Below are 645 nucleotides of genomic sequence, written 5' to 3'. Positions count from 1 at the left end.
CGGGCCCGGATCCGCGCGGTGGCGTGCACACCGCTCATGTCACGCCGTCCACGCGGCGAGCTGCTCCCGCACCCACGCGGCGACCTCCCGCACCCCGTCCTCGCTCCTCAACGACTGGAACACGACAGGCAGTTCGGCACGCTGCGCCTTGGCGTCGCCGACGTACGGCGCGAGGTCGGTCTTGTTGACGACGAGGAGGTCGGCGGTGGTCACGCCGGGCCCGCCCTTGCGGGGGATGTCGTCCCCGCCGGCCACGTCGATGACGAAGATCTGCGCGTCCACCAGCCCCTTGGAGAAGGTGGCGGTCAGGTTGTCCCCACCGGACTCGACGAGCACGAGATCCAGCGGCCCGACCTCGTCCTCCAGGTCCTCCACGGCTTCGAGATTGGCGGAGATGTCGTCCCGGATGGCGGTGTGCGGGCAGGCCCCCGTCTCGACGGCCGTGATCCGCTCGGGCGGCAGCACGGCCTCCCGCAACAGGAACTCGGCGTCCTCACGGGTGTAGATGTCATTGGTGACGACAGCCAGGGAGAACTCGTCACGCAGGGCCCGGCAGAGCGCGGCGACGGTAGCGGTCTTCCCGGACCCCACAGGGCCCCCGAGCCCCACCCGAAGAGCCCGCCGAGCCCCATCGGCCCGCCGGGC

At 71.6% G+C, this 645-nt stretch carries 1 protein-coding gene; it reads right to left on the bottom strand.

Annotation, left to right across the window (positions count from 1 at the left end):
* Positions 1-39: 39 nt before the first annotated feature.
* A partial coding sequence (gene ureG, locus BZL64_RS38585) for an urease accessory protein UreG (protein ID WP_086773541.1) occupies positions 40-645 on the bottom strand: 606 nt, incomplete at its 5' end.

Source organism: Streptomyces bobili (assembly GCF_002154575.1).
Classification (GTDB): Bacteria; Actinomycetota; Actinomycetes; order Streptomycetales; family Streptomycetaceae; genus Streptomyces; species Streptomyces bobili.
The sequence above is the reverse complement of the archived record's forward strand: the minus strand, read 5'-3'. Positions and strand labels throughout refer to the sequence as shown.